The sequence below is a fragment of the Leptolyngbya sp. 'hensonii' genome, from assembly GCF_001939115.1.
In the GTDB taxonomy this organism is placed as follows: domain Bacteria; phylum Cyanobacteriota; class Cyanobacteriia.
In genome coordinates this window covers 1-21,485 of record NZ_MQTZ01000021.1, presented here as the reverse complement: position 1 = coordinate 21,485, position 21,485 = coordinate 1, and the positions used below count along the sequence as shown (strand labels likewise).

The window sequence follows — 21,485 nt, the reverse complement described above, 5'->3', positions numbered from 1 at the left end:
GTTACATATGTCGAGAGCGCCCACTGAAGACGCGCTCCAACTGCTTAAAGTTTTCCAGAACCCGACCGGTTCCGAGCACCACACAACTGAGTGGGTCGGCGGCTACATGCACCACAATGCCAGTCTCGTGACTGATGAGGGTATCCAAACCACGGAGTAGGGCTCCCCCACCCGCTAACATGATGCCCCGATCAATGATATCAGCTGCCAGCTCGGGAGGTGTGCGTTCCAGAGTCCGCTTCACCGCTTCGATAATAACAGAGAGGGGTTCGGACATACTTTCGCGAATTTCCGGGCCTTTAATGGTGACCGTTCGGGGCAACCCGGATAGGAGATGCAGACCTCTGACCTCCATGGTCGCTTCATCCGTATCTTGCGTGGGATAGGCTGAGCCAATTTGAATCTTGATTTCCTCAGAGGTCCGTTCCCCGATGACCAGGTTATGAACTTTCTTCATGTACTGGGTGATGGCTTCACTCAGTTCATCTCCGGCCACCCGAACGGACTCACTTAACACCGTACCCTGCAAACTTAGGACGGCAACTTCTGTCGTCCCACCGCCGATGTCGATGATCATGTTACCGGTCGGCTCAGCCACGGGCAGCCCGGCTCCGATCGCAGCAGCTACAGGCTCATCAATCAGATACACATCTCTGGCTCCAGCCTGAGAGGCCGCTTCCATCACGGCCCGACGCTCCACACCCGTCACCCCACTGGGAATCCCAATCACGATCCGGGGGGATACCAGGGTTCGGCCTTCATGGACGCGCCGAATGAAATGCTTCAGCATCAACTCTGCCGTATCAAAATCAGCGATCACCCCATCTCGCAACGGACGAAGGGCCACAACATTACCAGGAGTTCGGCCTAGCATTTTTTTCGCATCTTCTCCCACCGCCAGAGGGACCTTTTCATCCTGATCCATTGCGACCACGGATGGCTCCTGCAAGACGATCCCTCGACCCGATACATAAACAAGCGTGTTAGCGGTACCGAGGTCGATACCCATATCACGAGACAGAGAAAAGCGATTAAAAAGACCCACTGAAACGCCCCTAGAACGAAACTTTGCTACGCCTGGCCACAATACAATGGTCACATTATTTAATATTCGAGGAGAATATTAAACCTCAGTCACGATGCCATGACCTCAAAGGCCATCCCATTCCATGTAACCACATTCCACGTGACCACATTGTAACGATGTGAATTTTATTACGTTTTTTTGCCTAAGTCTACCCATGTGTTATCATCCTCGACCTACTCCCAGGAGCCTCATCCTAACACTATTAACTAATAAGCAGGGCTTTTAGGAGTTAGCAAGTCCCATGCCGCAGTTGCCCTCCGGTCGGCACTGGAAAAACACCATGCAACGTCCATTTGACTGAATGAATTTGAGACATTAACCCTTGATTTTTCACCTTCAAACCTCGAAATTTGTTACAGTAGTGATTAATAAGTACTCTTGTACTAAGGCTTATGTCTCTCAACATTGTGAATTTGGTTGGTCGGGTCGGCGGCGATCCTGACGTAAAGTACTTCGAGTCGGGCAGTGTCGTTTGCAATCTGACTCTGGCGGTCAAGCGTTTCACCAGTAACAGTGACCAGCCTGACTGGTTCAACCTGGAGCTATGGGGGAAACAGGCGGAAGTGGCTGCGGAGTATGTTCGTAAGGGTACTCAAATTGGGGTCACGGGCATACTTAAATTTGAAACCTGGCAAGACCGCAGCACTGGGGCCAGTCGCAGTAAACCAGTAATTCGGGTTGATCGCCTGGAGTTGCTGGGTTCCAAGCGGGATGCTGAATCCGCCCATGCTGGCGGTTACAGTGATGAGGAATTTTAAGGGATTCTGCTGGTTGAGATGACTCTAGAGTTCGATCATCTGTTCATCTGCACCGCCATCGGAGCGCCAGAGGCCGATCGGTTGGTGCAGATTGGTCTGACCGAAGGACAAAGCAATAGCCATCCCGGACAAGGTAGCGCCTGTCGCCGCTTTTTTGGCTACAACGCCTACCTTGAATTTCTTTGGGTTCAAGACAAGCAAGCAGCCTGTCGCCCACCTGCTGCCCCCTTGCAATTGTGGGAACGATCGCAGTATCGTCAGTCCGGCCATGCTCCTTTTGGTCTGGGGCTGCGATCGACCCAGCAGGCCGATCCCTATCCTTCCCTCCCTTTCACCACCTGGGCCTATCGTCCCCCCTATTTACCCCCGCCCCTCCAGATTGAGGTCGCTGTAGACTCCATCCAGCCTGGTGTGCCGCTGGTGTTCCACTTCCCGGGCGGAAAAAGACCGGATCACTATCCCCTGGAACGGCAACAACCCCTGGTGCATGGGATCAGGGTGCAGGAAATCACAGACATCGCCCTGACCTTACCTACACAAAGCCTTTCCTGTCCCCTCATTCAGACCCTGGCGGACGCTGGCCTGGCCCGGTTCATTCCAGGAGAGGGGTATCGCGCAGACGTGACCTTTGATGGGGGGAAACAGAAGCAGAGAGTCGATTGTCAGCCCGCCTTGCCTCTGGTGCTCCACTGGTAGTGGGATAAACCAGTTCCATCTGCTTTTGCTGCCCAAACAGGTTGTATTTCAAAATACAAAAAATGGCCCTGACCCCGTCTTTCCAGTTAATTTTCTTGCCTTCCTTATAGGTACGACCGTAATAGGAAATCCCAACTTCGTAGATCCGGCAGCCCATTTTTGCCACCTTAGCCGTAATTTCCGGTTCAAAGCCAAATCGCTTTTCTTCAATTTTGATCGCCTGAATCACCTCACGCCGAAAAGCCTTGTAGCAGGTCTCCATATCGGTCAGGTTGATATTCGTCAGCATATTGGAGAGCGTTGTTAAAAATTGGTTGCCCACCATGTGCCAGTAATAGACCACCCGGTGGGGTTGGCTCCCGACAAACCGTGATCCGTAAACGACATCTGCCCGGTTCTCCAGAATCGGTCCAATCATCCGGGGATATTCCTGGGGATCGTATTCCAGGTCGGCATCCTGAACGATGACGATCTCACCGGTGGCCACTGCAAACCCACTCCGTAGTGCTGCCCCTTTGCCCCAGTTTTTAGGGTGGTAGATCACCTGGTCCACTTCCGCTTCCAGGTGCGATCGAATCAGCTCCCTTGTACCATCGGTTGAACAGTCGTCCACCAAAATAATTTCTGTATTGCTCACCGGAGAATTTTTCACAGCCTGGACCACGGCTGTGATGGTGGCCAGTTCATTAAAGCAAGGGATGACGACGGAGAGTTTCATAGCATGCACAATTCAAAATCCAACGCCTTAACCCATTCTTCCCATTGTGTGCGTCAGACCTGACACCCACGCTATAACTGCTGTGGTAGAGGAGTGAAGTAAGCATGACAGCAGTTTTCCCCAAGGTCAGTATTGGGATACCCGTTTATAATCGGGCTCATCTGGTGCGGCGGGCGATCGAGAGTGCCCTGGCCCAAACCTATCCCAATCTGGAAGTCATTGTGGTGGACAATTGCAGCACCGATGGCACCTACGCAGTTGTGCAGGAGTACATGGGGCAGGACGATCGAGTCAAGGGACTGCAAAATGAGCAGAACCTGGGGCCTGTGCCCAACTGGTGGCGCTGCATTGAGCAGAGTCAGGGAGAGTACTTCAAAATGCTCTTTTCCGATGACTGGCTGGAACCGGACGCGGTGGAGCAGCTCCTGCACCCCTTACAACAGAATCCAACCCTGGGCTTTACCTACTCCCCAGTGATCCAGCATCTGGCAGACGAGCCCCCCCGTCTCCAGTACGATCGCATCCCTCCAGGCCAGACCCCAGCCTTTGAGTTTCTGCTGGAATTTGCCGTCGATTATCTGCACTATACGGTGCCGCTCAGCCCCGGTGCAGCCCTGTTTCGACGGGCCGATATTCTGCAGGCCTTTACCCTCAGCCTCACCCATCGGATCGACTGCGACTGTAACCGCTATGGGATTGGGGTAGATAGCATCCTCTACTGGAAAACCTGCGATCGCTACCCTCAGATTTTCCGGGTGCCCCAGCCCGTGGTCCACTTTGCCGAAGCCGTGGGAGAGGAACCCGGATTCAGCATGTCCCTGGTCCGATCGGGCCGCCAACAAATCCTGTTCCACTGTTACCAGTCTGCTTTTGGTCACTTTCTGGCCCAGAGTCAACTCCCCCGTCCCCAGCGAGAACTGTTGCACACCGCTCTGTTTCTTCAGTGGGTTCTGTTCCATCCTCCCCAATTACGCCTGACCGTTCCTGAATTCGAACTCTGGTTTCCTCCCCGGTATCCCTGGTGGCAATTGCGGTTTTCCCATCCTAAAATTCAACAGGTACTCCAGCAGCACAACACCCGTGAACAGCAAGTGCGCCAGATGGTCCGGCAACACTTTTATCACCAATGGAAGTATCAGGTGGGCCAGAAACTCCCACTACTCAAAACCCTGAAGCGATCGATGTCCAATTTTTTGAATTAGAAGCCCATGTCTGACCCTGAGTCCCTCCCCAAAATTTCGATCGTGATTCCGTCCTACAACCAGGGACAGTACATTGAACAGACCATCACCTCCGTTCTGGGCCAGAACTACCCCAATCTGGAGCTGATCGTTATGGATGGGGGCAGTACCGACGCAACGGTGACCATTCTCAAAAAATACAACTCTGCTCTGGCCTATTGGGTGTCGGAGCCGGACAAAGGACAGGCCCACGCCATCAACCAGGGGTTCCGGCGAGCCACCGGCGAGATTCTGGCCTGGTTAAACTCAGATGATATGTACCTGCCTGGCACCCTGACCAAAGTCGTCCACGCTTTGGGAAGCATTCAGGCCCCCCGATTGGTTTATGGGGGCTGCATTCACTTCAAGGAAGGGGCCGAACTCTGCTATGCCAAGTTGCCGGAAGCCTTCGACCCAGAGCGGCTGACTTACCACGATTACATCATCCAGCCCAGTTGCTTCTGGACCCGCCCACTCTGGAAGCTAACCGGTGAACTGAACGAAACCTATCACTATGCCCTGGATTGGGACTGGTTCATCCGGGCTTCCCGCCTGGGAACCTTTATCCCCCTGCCCGATTACCTCTCCCTGTACCGCATTCACAGCAGCCACAAGACCGGCACCGGGGGCATGGCCCGATCGCTGGAAGTCATGCGGGTGGTGGAAACCCATGCCAGTGAGGATTGGATTATCACCTATCGGGAAGTGCTGGAGGAAATGGTCAAGGCCGACTTCTCCCCGATCGGCGAGAAACTCAAATCCCTGGGACGGTGCCGGATTGAGCTGGGCAAATTCTACGCCGAATTTTACTTCTACACCCTGCGTTATCTTCTGTATCCCTGGCTCTACTTCAAGCGGAAAAGACGGCGGTTCAAGGAAAGTGACCCGATCGGCATTGCGTTCAACATGTTGATATGAGTGACTTCCCACTGACGTTTGCGATCGTCACCCCCAACTACAACTATGCTCCCTACCTGGAAGCAGCCCTGCGATCGGTGTTGGAGCAGCAGTATCCCCACCTGGAGTACTGGGTCATGGATGGGGGCTCCACCGATGGCAGTGTGGCCATCCTGCAGCGCTACGAGAAGCAGTTGACCGGCTGGTTGAGTCAGCCTGATCAAGGCCAGGCCGATGCCATTAACCAGGGCTTTGCCCGCACCAGCAGTGAGATTATGGGCTGGTTGAACTCGGATGACAAATATCTCCCCTGGACGTTTGAGGTCGTGAGCCGCATCTTTCAGGATTGTCCCGAAGTGCAATGGCTCACCACCGGGCGACTCCTCCTGTGGACCCCCACCGGATCCCCCTGGATGACCCTGGCGATCGATGGCTATGGTCGGAAGCTCTTCTACTCTGGGCGCTATGCCATGGGCTCCCCTGTGTTTCAGATGGTGATCCAGCAGGAGTCTACCTTCTGGCGGCGATCGCTGTGGGAAGCAGTTGGAGGATCTCTGCGAAATGGGCTGACCATGGTGGATTTCGACCTCTGGGCCAGATTCTGGCAGGTGGCAGACCTGTACACTGTCCCCATCCCCTTGGCAGGCTATCGCACCCATCCCGATACCAAAACCGCCACCGCTCTCCAGAGCCATCAGGCGGAATTTGCCCAGATTCTGGCTGAGTATCAGGAGCCCCGCTGGAGCCCCAATCAGATCCGCTGGCGATCGCAACTGTGCCGAATGGCCAGCCGCTGGCGACCTTATCTGGGAGACTCCCTCCGACAGGTTACCTATAACCTGGAGCAAGCCCGCTGGCAAACTGGGATAACCTATGGGATTTAAACCGCGTCTCTTGGCAAAATCGATCGGCATGGGGCAAGATACCACTCAGAATCCCGATCGTTGCCAGGTTGCCCTGTTATGTCCCTGCTGCTGAGTCCGTTACAACTGAAAGACCTCCCAACCCCGCCCCCCGGCAAAGTAGGATGGCCCTGGACCAAACAAGCTCCGCCCCTGCCCCAGTACATGCCCAACGGTCAAGAGTGGCCTCTGATTAGCATTGTCACACCCAGCTTTAATCAGGATCAGTTCCTCGAAGCCACCATCCGTTCAGTCTTGCTACAGGGTTATCCCCGGATTGAATACATCATTCTGGATGGGGGAAGCACCGATCAATCCCCAGAAATTATTCAAAAGTATGCCCCCTACCTGACTTTTTGGGTGAGTGAGCCTGATGGTGGGCAGGCTGCAGCCATCAACCGGGGATTTTGCATGGCTACGGGAGACTTGGTGGGGTGGCAAAATTCCGATGATTATTACCACCATGGCACCTTCCGGCAGGCAGCAGAACTGGCCCTCTCCTACCCAGAAGCAGATGTGTTGTACGGTCCCACCACCTGTATTGATGCCCAGGGTATCTTTTTGCGGCCCTATCCGGTGTCTGAGTTTACGATCGCCGACTCCCTCCCTTTTTTGAATGTCTGTAACCAGGCCATGTTCTTTCGCCAGAAAGTTTTTGCAGACGGCCACTTCCTCGACGATCGGCTGCACCATGTCATGGACCATGAATTTTTGGTGCGGTTAAATCTGTTAGGGTATCGATTTGTGTTTGGTCCCCGGATTGCGGGCTACTTTCGGTATCACGCAGAAACCAAGGGGGCAACGGCCTTTCGGGTCGCATCCGATGAGCTAATGCGACTTTATGCCTTTATCTACCGACAACCTCAACTCTCCAGGGCAACCCACAGAAAAGCTGTGGCCTGTATGAGAAGCCTCTGCCTGGATAATTTTGGCAAATTGCGCTTGGATTTATTCCGTCATGGAGTGCGTCAAAAGCTACAGGCTGTTGGACCAGAGTTGGCTGATCTGGATCTGCTCGTGAAGTATGGGCTCTCTTTTTTGGGCCAAGACTTTCTCGACGATGTCAAGGGTCTGAAAAGCAGGTTGTTCTCCAGGAGGGTCCAGGATTAAGGCTATGGTCAAAGGTGTTATGCAGTGGACCGATCGCATCCGGCAGAGTCTGAAATATCGGCTTTTCCATGGGTACTGTAATGTGCTGCGCCAGATCAAGGCCGGACATTTGCCCACCATTGGCTGGCAACCGTTTGACGCTACGCTGCCGATCGGGGTAATCACCACTCGCGTCTCCGATGTGCCCTTACTAGCCTATAACCTCGCCTCCATGATGGCGCGGGTCCAGCGGCGGCCTTCCCTCTGGCTAGTTGGGGATTCAGACGCAGCCTACCAGGAACTCCAAATCCGTTTCGCTGGAGCCCCCCCGGAGGTGCAGCTATTTCACTGGCAGATGTTGCTGGACGCCCTCCCTGCCAATTATCATCCCTTCATCACGGACTGGTCCCAGCGGCGCTGGGGCGGATTCGCAAAAAAATTCACCGCCTATCTGGCGGCCAACCATCGATCGGACGTACTGTTGCTGGATGCCGATATCCTCTGGTTTGGAAATTTTTTGGCCGTGCTGGAAGCTCTCCTGCAAACGGGTCACACCACCATGTTGGCTGGACGGGATTATCAACAATCCTACGATTTATCCATCATCGAGGCCCTGCACGATCGGCGCTTACTGGAGGAAGACCCCATGAACATCGGGCTGGCCTACTGCCCCCAGGGAATTTTGCCCCGCATCCTGTTCCCAGAGAAACTGGAAAGTCTCCGCCCCTGCCTGGAGAAAGACAGCTTTTATTTTGAACAAACCCTGATGGCCCATGTTTTCTGGCAAGTGGAAGGACGCTGGTTCGACGAAGCCACCCTGGCCACAACTCTGGTGGATGATTTTCGCCTGACCAGCTCGGTCAAAGCACTGATCCGCCACTATGCCGGAGGCAAACATTTATTCTGGCGGGATGCGTGATGAAGATTCTGTTTTGCATTGCCACGCCGAAAACCAGGGAGTTAGGTGCCCCCAAAATTTTGCTGGAACTGGCGGAGGAAATGGAACCTCTGGGCTGGCATTGTGACATTCTCTGTCCTCTGGATTTCGTCTCCGATCGGTACGACGCGATCCAGGTCTTCTGGAACTATCACCTGCTCCTGCGAGACTATCTCCAGCAGCATGCCGCCGACTATGACGTGGTGGAATACGACCATGGGTTTCTGCCCTTTCCCCGATCGGACTTCCCCTCCCAGACCCTGTTTGTGACCCGGGCCGTGTTACTGGCCCACCATTTTGATCGGATTAAAATTCCCTCGGCCCGGAGCTGGAAATCCCGGCTGCGCTCCTGGCTCACCCTGGGGCGCGACGATCGGCAGCGCCGCCTGACCCTGGAACGGGCTCCCCGCACGGTAGCCGAGGCCGATCTGGTGAATGTGGCCAATCAGGACGATCGGGCCGAACTGATCCGGCAGGGCATTCCAGCCGAGAAAATTGTCGTGATTCCCTATGGCATGAGCCAGAGCAGTCGCCCCCAGTTTGATGCCATCCCAGAGCTACCCCCGGCTGAGCCTGTGGTGGCTTTTGTCGGCACCTTCGATGATCGCAAGGGAGCTGCAGACTTTCCAGCGATCGTGGCCGCCATTGCCGCCCAGGTTCCCGCAGTGCGGTTTCGCCTGTTGGGAACAGCCCGCAGTGCCGATCGGGTGCTGGCCCACTTTCCCCAGCGCCTCCGGCCCCAGATCGAAGTCGTTCCGACCTATGCTGCTGCCGACCTGCCCCAACTCCTGACGGGCTGTGCGGTAGGGATTTTCCCCTCCTATCTGGAAAGCTTCGGGTTTGGAGTGCTGGAAATGTTGGCCGCAGCCATTCCCGTGATTGCCTATGACGCTCCGGGACCCCCGATGATGCTGCCGCCGGAATATCTGGTGCCTCCAGGGGAAACCACCGCCCTGGCCGCCAAGGTGATTCATTTACTCCACCATCCCCAGGAACTGACCACCGCCCGACGGTTGGCCCGCCAGCGATCGCGCCAATTCTGCTGGCCGGAGATTGCCCAGCAAACCAGTCAGCTCTACCAGGCGTTCTGGCAGAAACGACAGGTTCCCCTTTCCCCCCTACCCCGTTGACCGATCTATGCCCGATCGCTTAAAGGTCCTCAGCCTCAGCACCTATACCATGGGGCACATCACCCACCAGAACATTCTGGAGCAGACTTTTCGGGAGCAGATTCCCGAAGTGGAACTGGTGGCTCTCCATCTGCCCAACCACTTCAAGCAAGATCTGGCGGGACGGATTCTCTATCGGTTAATGACCCCCCGTGTTCCCTTACTGGAACGATCGGACGCGGATTTTTACCGTCTGCGCAACCAACTGGCCCTATCCCTCTATGCCCGCCGTTGCCTGGACCGAGCCCTCGCCGTTTATTCCCCAGATGTGTTGCACATCCATACCCAGTCGATCGCCCTGCTGGCCGAATCGATCATGAGTCGGATTCCCACCGTTGTCTCCCTGGATTACACGACCGCTCTGCTGGCTACGGAACATCCCGCCCCAGCAGGGGTGACCTATCGCCCGATCGTGGGTCTGGAGCGGCGCTGCTTTCAGGTTGCGGCCCATGTGGTGGCCTGTTCCGATCGTGCTCGCCAGTCGGTTTTGCGGGATTATGGCCTCGCCCCCGATCGGGTGAGCACAATTCACTGGAGCCTGCCCCTGGAGCGGTTCAACTGGCCCCTCCGGACGGCCCCGATCGGCCCCAAACCCCGGCTGCTCTTTGTTGGCAACGACTTTGTCCGCAAGGGTGGGGAGGATGTGCTGGCCGTCTGGCTGGCGCATCTGGCCGAGAGGAGTGAACTGGACATTGTCTCCAATAGCCCGATCCCCCTGCCCGATCGACCCGATCTGCGACACCATCAGGGCATCGGCCCCCTCTCCCCAGAATTGCTGCAGCTTTATCAACAGGCGGATATTTTTGTCATGCCGACCTACGAGGAAGTGTATGGCATGGTCTTCATCGAAGCCACCGCAGCAGGTCTGCCCTGTGTGGGGACTACGGTAATGGCCGTGCCGGAGCTGGTGCAGTCCGGTCGGAATGGCTTCACGATCGCCCCTGGAGATCGGCAGACCCTAACCCAGGTACTGCGGCAATTAATTGACCAGCCGGAGTTGCGCCACACTATGGGCCTAGCTGGACGAGCGATTGCTCAGGAGAAATTCAACGCCATCCACAATTTCCGACGATTGGCTGACCTTTTTGCCCAAATCCGACAGGAGCGCCAGATCCATGGTTAAGCATCCCTACCGGCTGCTGGCTGACCACCTCAAGGGCAACCTACGCTACCAGCCCCTGTTTGAACGATTGTACAAATCCCTGGTCTTGGCCATGAATTATGGAGCTGGCGGTGATATTCAGAGTAGTGGCGAACTCGTTGCCCTGCAGGTGTTGCGGGAAAAATTGCAGGGAGCAAGCCAGGGGCCGATCGTTCTGTTTGATGTGGGAGCCAACACTGGCGACTATGCCCGCTCGCTGCTGCAGGTGTTTGGGGATCAGCCCATCCGCATCCTCGCCTTTGAACCCTCTCCGGCCAGCTACGCTTTGCTCATCCATTCCTTGCAAGAAGAGGCCGATCGGGTGGAATTGTACCCCTTCGGTTTCAGCGATTGTCCGGCAGAGCTGACTTTATTTTCTGAACCCAAAGCTGGATCGACGATCGCATCCCTCTATCCCAGTAGCCTGGCCCAGCATTGGGGCCTGGGCACCCTGCAAGAGGAGAAAATCATCCTGCAGACTCTGGATGATTTCTGTACCACTCAGAAAATTGATTTTATTCACTTCCTCAAAATTGATGTAGAAGGTCATGAATTAAATGTTTTACAAGGCGCGAAAAATCTAATAGAACAGAACAGAATTCGCTTTATTCAGTTCGAATTTGGTCACTGCAACATTGACTCCCGAACCTTTTTCCGGGATTTCTATAGGTTACTCAACGATCGCTATCGGATTTATCGCGTGATGAAAAATGGGTTGTTCCTGATTGAGCAATATCAGGAAATGTACGAGATCTTTAGTGTCGTAAATTACTTTGCCGAGCATCGATGACTGTTATGAGCTATACCCTGGAATTTGCGAAATACCTCCTGGGCCTGCGAAAGGCAAAGACCCATGATACGGAAAGGGAATTGACTTATCTGGCCACTTTGGCTCAAGGCAAAAGCTGCATTGTAGAAGTTGGAGTTTATGAAGGCGTGGCCAGCCGGATCTTTTGCCAGGTCATGGCCAAAACCGGCAGACTCTACCTGATCGATCCCTATTTTTTAGATCTGAAACTGGAAAAGCTACTGGGCTTTTCCTTTCCGGAATACATTGCGAAACAAATGGTCCGAGATTGGGGGCAGCAGCTTGAGTTTGTTCGCCTGACTTCGGTCGCCGCAGCCAAGGCACTCCCGCTCCAGGGGCAGGCCGACCTGATCTTTGTGGATGCCCAACACGATTACGAATCGGTCCTGCAAGACTTTCACACCTGGACTCCCATGCTCACTCCCCAGGGGGTGATGGCCTTTCACGATAGTTGTGTCTGTACTGCCCGATCGGACCTCCACTTGGAATCTGGTCCGGTGCGCCTCTGTGAGGAAATTTTGCAAGGACTCCATGGTCCCTGGCGAATTTTGGACCGGGTAGACAGCATTACCGTCATCGGCGCGACATGAGAATCCTGACCGTTAGCAACTGTCCTCTGGTTGAAACCCAGGGGTCGGGATATGTGATTACCCACTTCTGCCAGGGCCTGCGGGACCTGGGCCATACCGTGGACGCCTTTGGGCCAGAGACCTACGAAATCTGGCCGCAATGGGGGGGACGGGCCAAGAGCTACCGGCAGGCGATCGGCATGGTGCCTTTCGTGCTGCAGCAGTTGCGCCGTCACGCTTACGATGTGCTGGAGTTGTATGGGGGGGAAGCCTGGTTACTCACCTCCCTGGTCCGGTCCCTGCCGGGTCGGTCCTTCCTGCTGGTCAGCCATTCCAATGGCCTGGAACCCTATGCCCTGAACCGTTTGATCGACTATGCCCGCCAGGGCTATGGGGAACATCCCTATGGCAAATGGTATCGCCTGAATCAAACCCCCCTGTTTCGGCTGGCTTTCACTGGTGTCGATGGGATTGTCACCGTCAGCCAGGCGGAGCGTCGCTATGCTCTGGAGCAGGGCTACCAGACTCCTGATCGGGTGCTGGCGATCGAGAATCCCCTGCCTGAGACCTACCTGGGGCTGCCAGTGGTAGAGGCGCGTCCCCTGACGATCGGTTACTGCGGTTCCTGGATCGATCGCAAAGGCATCCAGGTGATCCAGACCGATCTAGCCCAGATTCTGGCCGAATTTCCCACCTGTTCCCTCCGGCTCATTGGTGTTGGCGAGGGTTTTCAGGCCAGCGATCATTTCCCGGCAGCCCTCTGCGATCGGATTCAGGTGATCCCATTTGTGGCCGATCGAGCAGCGCTACAGCAGCACTACCAATCCCTGACCATTCTGGTGGTGCCCTCCCTCTATGAGAGCTTTGGCCTGGTGATGGCGGAGGCCATGGCCTGCGGTTGTGCTCTGGTGGCTGCCCGCACCGGCTTCGCGGCAGATTTACAGCCGGATGTGGAAGCCCTGATTCTTGATCGACCCTTCTCCCCCCAACTGTACGGGGCGGTACGGCGGCTGTTGCTGGATGAGGGCCTGCGCCACCGGATTGCTGCTGCTGGATACCAGCGCGTTCAGAGCCTCCACTGGGAAAGAGCTGTGCAGTCCCTGGAGGCCACGTATCAGGACTGGCTGGCCGCCTTCAGGTCCAGTCACACCGTTCCATCCCGAAGCAAAGGATAGGTCCATGGTGCAGTCTCCCCATCCACCCATCCTTCAGATTGTGCCCCGGCTCCCCCCCGTGCTGGACGGCATTGGCGACTATTCCACTGCGGTGGCCCGCTGCCTGCGGCAGAACTGGGGCCGAGATACCCATTTCATCGTCGGCGATCCCACCTGGCCCCCCACCGAAGCAGAGTTCCAGACCTGGCCCCTGGCGGAACGATCGGTCCCAGCTCTGCTCCAGGCCCTGGAGGGCGCTGGCCCTGGTCCCGTCATCCTCCACTATGTCAGTTACGGCTATGCCCGTCGGGGCTGCCCCTTCTGGCTGGTCAATGGCCTGGAACAGTGGAAACGGATGACTCCAAACGCCCAGTTGGTGACGATGTTTCATGAGGTCTACGCCTATGATGTGGGGCCACCCTGGACCAGTTCCTTCTGGCTGTCGCCCCTGCAACGGCAACTGGCGATTCGGCTGGGGTTCCTCAGCGATCGGGCCATGACCAATCGGCAGCACTATGCTCAGATGGTGGAAACTCTGACCCAGGGGCATCAACAGCAGATTCCGGCCCTGCCCGTCTTTTCTACCGTCGGGGAACCGACCGACCTAGCCCCCCTGATCGATCGGCCTCGGCGACTGGTGGTGTTTGGCTCCCGGATCAGCCGTCGTCGGGTCTACGAGCGCGGGACAGCAGCCCTGGCAGCCCTCTGTCACCAGTTGGGGATTAGGGAGGTTTGGGATATTGGCAGTTCCGTCGATTTGAACCTGGCCGGTCTGTTGCCAATTCCGATCGTCGAAACCGGTTGCCTACCCATAGAGGCCATCAGTCCCGTGATGCAACAGGCGATCGCCGGTTTTTTCGACTACCACACGGAATACCTGGGTAAATCCACCATCTTTGCCGCCTACTGTGCCCATCGCCTGATCCCGATCGGCCTCTACTACAGCCCGGAAATTCGGGATGATCTGGTGTCGGGTCAACAGTACTGGCTTGCCGATCGGCCCCTGGGGGACCTCACCTTGGAGATGGGACAAGCGATCGCCGATCGCGCCCATCACTGGTATCAGGCCCATCGTCTGGAGGAGCATGCTAAGGTATTGGTCACGTTGCTGGACAACCGTCACGGCCTATGTTAGCCCCCATCTCAAATCCGCCCCTGCTTGAGCGCACGATTTCTGGCCTCCATGCTGATGTCTTCCGATCACTGCCTCCCCTGGAAGCCCAGACCCCTATCCTTGACATTGGCTGTGGCACTGGAGCCTGGTTAAACCGACTGGCCGAAGCTGGTTTCACCCACCTGTGTGGGATCGATCAGGATGCGACCCAGTTCCACCTGCCCCAGGCCACCTGCATCCGGGCCAACCTGGATGTGGACGATCCGGCCCTGGCCGATCGCCAGTTTGGCCTGATCACGGCGATCGAAGTGGTCGAGCATCTGGAGAATCCTGGTCGTCTGTTTGCCCTGGTTGCCCGTCACCTGGCTCCGGATGGCTATTTCCTGCTGACCACGCCCAACATCCATTCCATCGGTTGTCGCCTGCGCTTTTTAATCACGGGCCAGTTGAAATCCTTTGACGCCAAGGGAGACCCGACCCATATCTACCCGGTACTCCTGAGCGCCTTACAGCGGGTGCTGCCCCGCTATGGTCTGGAAATCGTCCAGCAGTGGAGCTTTCCCCAGCGGGGCTCCCGGGTCTCCCGCCCCACCACTGCTCTGGCAGAGGCGCTGCTGAGTCTGGTCTTGCCGATCGGACAACCGGGAGATACCCTGTGTGTGTTCATTCGCAAAACAGATCGGTAACGATGTCCCCCGCTCCCTCCCCCAGCCGTCCGATCACGGTCAAATCTGGCCCCCGGCGATCGCTGCGGATTCTAATCCATGCCCCTCTGTTCTATCCCAGTGTGGGGGGGACAGAGACGGTGGTCTCCATCCTGGCCCATGAGTTTGTAGCGCGGGGACATGCTGTGACCATCGTGACCCGGACCCCCGATCCCGGCCACACCCCCTTCCCGTTTAGGGTGGTGCGCTGTCCCTCCCAGGGGGAGTTACTGGCTCTGGTGCGACAGACCCAGGTTTATTTCATGGCTAATGTCAGCCTGAAAGGAATCTGGCCCTGGTTCCTCAGCCGCAAGCCTCTGGTGATCATGCACCAGTCCTGGTATAGCCGCCTGGATGGCCGGGTGGCCTGGCAGGATGCCCTCAAGTATCAGCTCACCCGGTTTGCCGCCAATATCAGTGCCAGTCAGGCGATCGCTGACCATCTGCCCAGTCCTTCGACCGTGGTGGGCAATCCCTATCGGGATGACCTGTTCCGGGAATTGCCAGCGGTGCGTCGCGATCGGGAGTTGGTCTTTCTGGGCCGCTTGGTTTCGGACAAAGGGGTGGACCTGCTCCTAGATGCCCTGGCTGCCCTGCGTAATCAGGACCTACACCCGCAATTGACGATTATTGGCAGTGGCCCAGAGGAGAGCCGGTTGCGGCAACAGACTATCCAATTGGGACTCTCAGATCAGGTCACTTTCGTTGGCACGCAAGTCGGGGAAGACTTGGTGCAATTGCTCAATGCCCACCGGATTTTGGTGGTGCCTTCCCGCTGGGAAGAACCCTTTGGTATCGTGGCCCTGGAGGGGATGGCCTGTGGTTGTGTCGTGGTGGGTTCAGCCGGGGGTGGGCTAACCGATGCGATCGGTCCAGCGGGCTTTACATTTCCTAACGAAGACCTTGGTGCATTCACCCAAACTCTTGCTACTCTATTGACCAACCCGGATGTTTGGGTTGCCTGTAAAGCGCAGGCTCCCCTCCATCTGGCCCGTCACAGGCGAGCAGCCGTCGCAAGTGCCTACTTGCAGGTGATTGAATCGCACGTTGTGGAGAGCGAAAATCCTTGAAAGTTCTACTGGCCCTATTTTTTGGGTGCGTTGTCATTTACTTCGCTTCGATGAACTGGCGCATGTCTGTCAAAGCCATGTTCGCGATCGTGGTCCTCGAAGGAGCGCTCCGCAAATGGTTCCTACCTCAAGCCAGCGAGCTGATCTATTTCTTGAAGGATTTCGTCCTGCTGGGGGCCTACCTGAATTTCTTCTTCTTTATGCCCGTCCAGCAGCGGGTGCGAATTCCCCAGCAGTTGATTTTTATTCCTATTTTCCTGGTCACGGGTTGGTGTACCTTTCAGGCGTTTAACCCGGCACTGGGATCACTGCTGATTGGCATTCTGGGGTTAAAGGCATACCTGTTTTACATTCCTCTGATGTGGATGTTGCCCACCCTGTTTCCCACCCAAGAGGACCTCTACAAATTCCTGCGAAATCACCTGCTGCTCATCTTACTGACCTGTACGCTGGGGATTGCCCAGTTCTTCAGCCCTCCCTCCAGCTTTCTGAATGTTTATGCTCCCGGTCGAGCCGTAGATACGGCAACCTTTGGGGCAGGGGGTCTGGCCACCGTCCGGGTCACGGGCACTTTCTCCTACATCAACAGCTACACGGGCTATCTGATCGTCTGCTTCGGGCTGCTGTTCCCCATGCTGACAGTCAACCAGTCCCTGTTTTGGCGCAGCATCACCGTCATCGAGCTGATTCTGGTTGCGGTCAACTCCTTCATGACTGGGTCCCGCAGCTTGGTCTTTGGGGAATGTCTGTTTTTTGCCAGCTTTATCCTGATTCGGACATTTACCCAACCCAGAAGCAACCTGCGATTGATCCGCCAGTTTGCTATCCCACTCACGGTAACAGGCATCAGTGTTTTACTGGGCTTTAGTTCTGCCATCGATCGCTTCCGCAGACGGGTGACCACCAACAAGGATGTGTCAGAACGGGTGTCAGCAACCCTGTTAGAACCGATCCGGTTTATGCAACTGAAGGATCTGGACGGCTATGGAGCCGGGGCCACCCACCAGGGCAGCTTACCCCTGCGACGCTTGCTGGGATTACCCCCCGGCGAGCTGATTCCCGTCTTCCACGAAGGAGAACTGGGGCGCGTGGCCCTGGAACTGGGTCCGATCGGCTTTTTTCTCTGGTACGGATTACGGCTGGGTATTGCGATCTGTCTGTTTAGCGTCTTTTGGAGCGTGCGCCAACCCTTCCTGCGCCAGCTCGCCTTGACGGCCTTCCTGATCCAAATGGTCCAGGGAGTTGGCTTCCTGGTCTTCCACCATACCTTTGCCCCCTATTACTGGTTCCTCAGCGGGTTCATCTTTCTGCTCCCCCATCTGGACCGGGTCGAACAACTCCGCCAAGAACAGGTGTTGCAAATCCATGGCTCCCCGTATCTCCCTGGCTATCATTCACCCTAATCCCTTTGCCCGCAATACGGCGATCGCTCTGGCAGCAGCCGGTCTGTTGCAGGAGATTGTGACGACGATCGCCTATAATCCCACTGGCCGCCGCTCCCTGAAGTGGCTGCCCCAGAGCCTGCTGCGAGAACTGGAGCGGCGCACCTGGGTGCCTCCAGCGGGGGTGTCTCTGCAGACCTACCAGGGACGGGAGCTGATCCGGCTCTTGCTGGTGCGGACTGGCCTGAGTTCCCGACTGGGTCTGGGAGCTGCTGGTCCCGTGGACTGGGTCAGTCTGGGCTTAGACCAAGAGGTGGCCCACCACCACCTGACGGATCTGGATGCCATCTATGCCTATGAAGATGGGGCTGCCACGACCTTTACAGCAGCAAAGGCCCAGGGAATTCGGTGCTTTTACGACCTGGCGATCGCCTTCTATCCCCTCAGCCAGAAAATTCAAGCTGCTGAAGCAGAGCACTTCCCAGATCTGGCAGTCGCTCTGGAAGCTGCCCAGGAGCCGCCCTGGAAAATTGCCCGCAAACACCAGGAAATTCAACTGGCGGATCACATTTTTGTCCCGTCTACTTTTGTACAGCAATCCCTACTGGAATCAGGTATTGCCGCAGAACGGGTGACGATCGTGCCCTTTGGGGCTCCGATCGAGTACTTCCAGCCCCAACCAAAACCGGACGATCGATTTCGGGTTCTGTTCGTCGGGCGGGTTGGCCCCCGCAAAGGCGTCCATTACCTGTTGCAGAGCTGGAAAAGTCTACATTTACCAGATGCCGAATTATTACTGGTGGGGCTGAATGAGTTTCCAGAACCATGGTTGAGCCCCTATGAGGGGCTGTTCCGCTATGTTCCCTCCGTTCCCCACGCTTCCCTCAACCAGTACTACAGCAGCGCTAGCGTCCTGGTATTGCCCTCGCTGGTGGAGGGTATGCCCCTGGTGCTGCTGGAGGCCATGGCCTGTGGCATTCCCCTCATCACCACTCCCCATGCCGGAGGAACCGACCTGATCACCGATGGGCGGGAAGGATTTATCATCCCGATTCGCGACCCCGCAGCCCTGGAGGAGCGTCTGGCCTGGTGTTATCACCACCCGGTGGAACTGGCTGAGATGGGCCAGGCCGCCCGCCGACGGGCAGAAATCCTCACCTGGGATCTTTATCGGCAGCGGATGGGCACCCGAATTCAACAATTACTGGGCGATCGACCATGAAACCCGATCAGACTCCCTCCCGGTTTCACCTCTGGTTTCCTGACATCTTTGAGTTCAAGGGCGGGATTCAGGTCTACTCCGCCTTTCTGCTACAGGCATTACAGCAGATCAGCCCCGCTTGGGACTATGACGTATTCCTAAAACACGACACCCGCGCCACACTTCAGATTCCCGTACTCCCTGGCACCCGGTTTCACTTTGCTGGACGCTGGCCCCTCCCCTTCAGGACCCTGGTCTATGGCCTGCAACTCTGGGGCTGGGGGCTGCTGGGTCGGCCCCATCTGGTCATTACTACCCACCTGAATTTTTCCGTCGTGGCCTACTGGCTCAACCGGATGATCGGTACACCCTACTGGGCTGTCGCCCATGGCGTAGAAGCCTGGAATATTCGGCGGCCTGGACTCCGGGTCGCCTTGCGTCATGCCGATCGAATTCTGGCCGTCAGCAATTACACCCGTGATCGGTTGTTGCAGGAACAACACCTTGATCCAGACCGGGTTCTGCTCCTGCCCAATACCTTTGATGCCGATCGATTTCAACCGGGTCCCCGTCCCCCAACCCTGCTCCAGCGCTATGGTCTGACCGCCACCCAACCCATTATTCTCACTGTGGCCCGACTCGATGCCAGCGAACGGTATAAGGGCTACGACCAGATTCTGCAGGCCCTGCCTCGCATTCGAGCCCAGATTCCCACGGTGCGCTATATTCTGGCGGGCAAGGGGAACGATCGGCCCCGAATTGAGCAGATGATTACTGCCCTCGATTTGCAGGACTGTGTTACTCTGACGGGATTCGTTCCCGACCAGGAGCTGGCTGACCATTACAACCTCTGTGATGTCTTTGCTATGCCCAGTCAGGGCGAAGGATTCGGAATTGTTTACCTGGAGGCCCTAGCCTGTGGTAAGCCCACGATCGGGGGCAATCAGGATGGGGCGATCGATGCCCTGGCGGGGGGGGAACTGGGAGTGCTTGTTGATCCCAATGATGTGGCCACCCTGGCCCAGATCCTGATCCAGGTCCTGGAGAAAACCTATCCCCATCCGCTGATGTACCAACCAGTAGCTCTGCGACAGCGCGTGATTGAACTATTCGGATTTGAACACTTTCAGCAGACTTTGGCTAAACTATTGCAAACCATTTTGTAGCGACCTATGGGCTACTCTGAACGACTTCTGGAAAAAGGGAATTCCCTCACCCGAACGGCCCACCGTTCCCGATATAAAACAGTCCTGGACCTGATTCAGGGTCATCCAACTGCGATTCCCTATACCCTGGCCCTGGATTATGGCTGTGGCGATGCCTGGCTCTTACGGATTGCCCTGGAACAGAACCTGATTCGAACTGGGATTGGGGTCGATGTGGACCCCCAGATGGTAGCTACCTGCAATGCCCAGTTCGCCAACCAGACGGATTTGCAGGTCTGTCATCCTGATGATTTACCCAGTCGCATTGCCCCCCACAGTTGCGACTTGCTCCTCTGTACGGAAACCCTGGAACATGTCCACAGTGTGCCAGCCATCCTGGCTGACTTGCTCCACTATGCCCAGCCCCAGGCCCGCTTAGTCATTTCTGTTCCGATCGAAATTGGTCCTTCCTTGCTGGTTAAGCAAATGGGCCGGTTTCTGGCGAACTGGAAAGGAGACTATGGCTACGAATCCTATACTCCTGATGAATTGTTTGCAGCGGGGATGCTCTGGGACACCGATCGTTTTCCCTCTTCCCATTCCTCTGACGCCACTTACAAAGGCCATAAGGGGTTTGATTACCGCAAGGTAGAAAGGCTTCTGCGGCAGACCTTGCAGGTAGAGCAGCAAATTTTTACCCCTTTTCCGATCGCAGGCAACCTGTTCAACAGCACCGTAGTCTGGCTCTGCCGCCCGCCAGCAGCGATGGCCATGTCCATTTAACCGGAACCAGGGCACCAGGCTCCCTAACCTTCCCACTCCAGAAAGCCCCTTTATGAAAATCTTGCATGTCACACTCTCTGTATCCCCCCGGCGGGGTGGCCCCAGCGAAGTCGTTCTGAACCTGGTGCGTTCCCTGCGAGCCCAGGGGGTGGACGCCGAAATTGCCACCACCAATGACAATGGCCCAGATGGCTCGGCTCCCCTAGAGGTCCCCCTCGAAGAGCCAGTGGAATACGAAGGGGTGCCAGTCCGGTTTTTCCCTCAGTTTCTTCCTGCGCTCGGAGGGATGGCGCTGGGTAAGGACCGGGGGTTTGTCTTCTCCGGCAGACTCACCCACTGGCTCTGGAAGCACATCCGGGACTACGATGTGCTGGATACCCACTACCTGTTTTCCTACCCCTCGACCTGTGCTGGGGCGATCGCCCGTCTACAACAGGTTCCCTACACAGTGCGAGCCATGGGCCAGCTCAGTCCCTGGGCTCTAGCCCAGAGTCGTCTCAAGAAGCAGGTCTATGCCACCCTCCTGGAACGATCCAACCTGAATGGAGCAGCAGGAGTCCACTGCACCTCCGCTGGAGAAGCCCAGGATGTCCAGTCTTTTGGGGTTCAGGCTCCCCTGATCACCCTGCCCCTGGGGGTCGATCGGATTCCATCCTGGCCCGAGGCAGGGTCAAAGGTGCGATATCGCTATGGGATTGCCCCAGACACCCCGATCGTCCTCTACCTCTCCCGTCTCCATTACAAGAAACGGCCTGACCTGTTGATCCAGGTTCTCGGTCAACTAGCTGCCCAGCATCACTCCTTTCACCTCATCCTGGCGGGCTCAGGTGAGCCTGAATACACCGCCTACCTGGAACAACTGATGACCAGCCTCGGCCTCACCGATCGCGCCACCCTGACTGGTTTCGTCGCTGGCCTCGACAAACAACTTCTCCTGCAGG

At 56.4% G+C, this 21,485-nt stretch carries 22 protein-coding genes; 20 read left to right on the top strand and 2 right to left on the bottom strand.

The window, feature by feature from the left end:
- Position 1: 1 nt before the first annotated feature.
- Positions 2-1,009: a rod shape-determining protein gene (locus BST81_RS08650; RefSeq protein WP_075598151.1), complete on the bottom strand. Its 1,008-nt coding sequence runs from the start codon at positions 1,007-1,009 to the stop codon at positions 2-4.
- 470 nt (positions 1,010-1,479) lie between these two features.
- Between BST81_RS08650 and BST81_RS08645 the strand changes: the two genes are divergently transcribed.
- Both BST81_RS08645 and BST81_RS08640 read left to right on the top strand, forming a co-directional pair.
- Positions 1,480-1,845, top strand: coding sequence for a single-stranded DNA-binding protein (locus BST81_RS08645; protein ID WP_075598150.1), 366 nt, complete (start codon positions 1,480-1,482; stop codon positions 1,843-1,845).
- Positions 1,846-1,863: 18 nt separating this feature from the next.
- Positions 1,864-2,541 (top strand): hypothetical protein, encoded by a 678-nt coding sequence (locus BST81_RS08640; RefSeq protein WP_075598149.1) that lies wholly within the window; start codon positions 1,864-1,866, stop codon positions 2,539-2,541.
- Here the strand turns inward: BST81_RS08640 and BST81_RS08635 are convergent.
- Positions 2,438-3,259, bottom strand: a complete 822-nt coding sequence (locus BST81_RS08635; protein WP_083636740.1) for a glycosyltransferase family 2 protein — start codon at positions 3,257-3,259, stop codon at positions 2,438-2,440. The genes BST81_RS08640 and BST81_RS08635 overlap by 104 nt on opposite strands.
- A 104-nt stretch (positions 3,260-3,363) precedes the next feature.
- Between BST81_RS08635 and BST81_RS08630 the strand changes: the two genes are divergently transcribed.
- From BST81_RS08630 to BST81_RS08545, 18 genes are all read left to right on the top strand, one after another.
- Positions 3,364-4,461, top strand: coding sequence for a glycosyltransferase family 2 protein (locus BST81_RS08630; RefSeq protein WP_075598148.1), 1,098 nt, complete (start codon positions 3,364-3,366; stop codon positions 4,459-4,461).
- A 6-nt stretch (positions 4,462-4,467) separates the two neighbouring features.
- Entirely contained in the window at positions 4,468-5,397 is a 930-nt protein-coding gene (locus BST81_RS08625) for a glycosyltransferase family 2 protein (protein ID WP_075598147.1), read from the top strand.
- On the top strand, positions 5,394-6,260 hold the full coding sequence (locus BST81_RS08620) for a glycosyltransferase family 2 protein (protein ID WP_075598146.1): 867 nt from the start codon (positions 5,394-5,396) through the stop codon (positions 6,258-6,260). The genes BST81_RS08625 and BST81_RS08620 overlap by 4 nt, the downstream gene beginning before the upstream one ends.
- A 78-nt stretch (positions 6,261-6,338) precedes the next feature.
- Positions 6,339-7,388: a glycosyltransferase family 2 protein gene (locus tag BST81_RS08615; protein WP_075598145.1), complete on the top strand. Its 1,050-nt coding sequence runs from the start codon at positions 6,339-6,341 to the stop codon at positions 7,386-7,388.
- Between the two features lie 4 nt (positions 7,389-7,392).
- A complete protein-coding gene (locus tag BST81_RS08610) occupies positions 7,393-8,286 on the top strand; it encodes a hypothetical protein (protein WP_143780279.1) in 894 nt (297 codons plus the stop codon).
- On the top strand, positions 8,286-9,434 hold the full coding sequence (locus tag BST81_RS08605) for a glycosyltransferase family 4 protein (RefSeq protein ID WP_075598143.1): 1,149 nt from the start codon (positions 8,286-8,288) through the stop codon (positions 9,432-9,434). The genes BST81_RS08610 and BST81_RS08605 overlap by 1 nt, the downstream gene beginning before the upstream one ends.
- 7 nt (positions 9,435-9,441) lie before the next feature.
- A complete protein-coding gene (locus tag BST81_RS08600) occupies positions 9,442-10,596 on the top strand; it encodes a glycosyltransferase family 4 protein (protein ID WP_075598142.1) in 1,155 nt (384 codons plus the stop codon).
- Positions 10,589-11,404 carry an FkbM family methyltransferase gene (locus BST81_RS08595; RefSeq protein ID WP_075598141.1) on the top strand — a complete coding sequence of 272 codons (816 nt, stop codon included), beginning with the start codon at positions 10,589-10,591 and terminating at the stop codon, positions 11,402-11,404. The genes BST81_RS08600 and BST81_RS08595 overlap by 8 nt, the downstream gene beginning before the upstream one ends.
- Positions 11,401-12,012, top strand: a complete 612-nt coding sequence (locus BST81_RS08590; protein ID WP_083636739.1) for a class I SAM-dependent methyltransferase — start codon at positions 11,401-11,403, stop codon at positions 12,010-12,012. Before BST81_RS08595 ends, BST81_RS08590 begins: the two co-directional genes overlap by 4 nt.
- On the top strand, positions 12,009-13,166 hold the full coding sequence (locus BST81_RS08585; protein WP_075598139.1) for a glycosyltransferase family 4 protein: 1,158 nt from the start codon (positions 12,009-12,011) through the stop codon (positions 13,164-13,166). The genes BST81_RS08590 and BST81_RS08585 overlap by 4 nt, the downstream gene beginning before the upstream one ends.
- 4 nt (positions 13,167-13,170) lie before the next feature.
- Positions 13,171-14,280: a hypothetical protein gene (locus BST81_RS08580; protein WP_075598138.1), complete on the top strand. Its 1,110-nt coding sequence runs from the start codon at positions 13,171-13,173 to the stop codon at positions 14,278-14,280.
- On the top strand, positions 14,274-14,945 hold the full coding sequence (locus BST81_RS08575; protein WP_075598137.1) for a class I SAM-dependent methyltransferase: 672 nt from the start codon (positions 14,274-14,276) through the stop codon (positions 14,943-14,945). Before BST81_RS08580 ends, BST81_RS08575 begins: the two co-directional genes overlap by 7 nt.
- A 2-nt stretch (positions 14,946-14,947) precedes the next feature.
- Positions 14,948-16,033, top strand: a complete 1,086-nt coding sequence (locus BST81_RS08570; protein WP_253188169.1) for a glycosyltransferase family 4 protein — start codon at positions 14,948-14,950, stop codon at positions 16,031-16,033.
- Entirely contained in the window at positions 16,030-17,436 is a 1,407-nt protein-coding gene (locus tag BST81_RS08565) for a hypothetical protein (protein ID WP_075598136.1), read from the top strand. Before BST81_RS08570 ends, BST81_RS08565 begins: the two co-directional genes overlap by 4 nt.
- The gene (locus BST81_RS08560) at positions 17,399-18,637 is read left to right on the top strand and encodes a glycosyltransferase family 4 protein (protein ID WP_075598135.1); all 1,239 of its coding nucleotides are present in this window, start codon (positions 17,399-17,401) and stop codon (positions 18,635-18,637) included. Before BST81_RS08565 ends, BST81_RS08560 begins: the two co-directional genes overlap by 38 nt.
- Positions 18,634-19,782, top strand: coding sequence for a glycosyltransferase (locus tag BST81_RS08555; RefSeq protein WP_075598134.1), 1,149 nt, complete (start codon positions 18,634-18,636; stop codon positions 19,780-19,782). The genes BST81_RS08560 and BST81_RS08555 overlap by 4 nt, the downstream gene beginning before the upstream one ends.
- A gap of 6 nt (positions 19,783-19,788) precedes the next feature.
- Positions 19,789-20,544: a class I SAM-dependent methyltransferase gene (locus tag BST81_RS08550; RefSeq protein ID WP_075598133.1), complete on the top strand. Its 756-nt coding sequence runs from the start codon at positions 19,789-19,791 to the stop codon at positions 20,542-20,544.
- Between the two features lie 52 nt (positions 20,545-20,596).
- Positions 20,597-21,485 (top strand): glycosyltransferase (locus tag BST81_RS08545; protein WP_075598132.1); only part of this gene is annotated, 889 nt, incomplete at its 3' end.